Below are 551 nucleotides of genomic sequence, written 5' to 3'. Positions count from 1 at the left end.
TCGTCACGGGCGGCTGCGGCTTCATCGGCAGCAACTTCGTGCACTACGTCGTGAACAACCACCCGGGCGTCCACGTCACCGTCCTGGACAAGCTGACCTACGCCGGCAACCCCGAGAACATCGCCGGGCTGCCGGCGGACCGCGTGGAGCTCATCGTGGGCGACATCTGCGACGCCGGGCTGCTCGATAGGATCGTCCCGGGCCACGACGCGATCGTGCACTACGCCGCCGAGAGCCACAACGACAACTCCATCGCCGACCCGGAGCCGTTCCTGCGCACCAACGTCGAGGGCACCTTCCGCCTGCTGGAGGCCGTCCGCAAATACGGCGTCCGCTACCACCACGTCTCCACCGACGAGGTCTACGGCGACCTGGCTCTCGACGACCCGGCCAAGTTCACCGAGGAGACGCCGTACAGGCCGTCCTCGCCGTACAGCTCGACCAAGGCCAGCTCCGACATGCTCGTGCGCGCCTGGACCCGCACCTACGGCCTTCGCGCCACGATCTCCAACTGCTCCAACAACTACGGCCCCTACCAGCACGTGGAGAAG

At 67.2% G+C, this 551-nt stretch carries 1 protein-coding gene; it reads left to right on the top strand.

Going from position 1 to position 551, the window contains the following annotated elements:
• A partial coding sequence (locus DW796_RS10330; RefSeq protein WP_199579858.1) for a dTDP-glucose 4,6-dehydratase occupies positions 1-551 on the top strand: 551 nt, incomplete at both ends.

Source organism: Collinsella sp. AM31-2AC (assembly GCF_003469285.1).
In the GTDB taxonomy this organism is placed as follows: Bacteria; Actinomycetota; Coriobacteriia; order Coriobacteriales; family Coriobacteriaceae; genus Collinsella; species Collinsella aerofaciens_AT.
The sequence above is the reverse complement of the archived record's forward strand: the minus strand, read 5'-3'. Positions and strand labels throughout refer to the sequence as shown.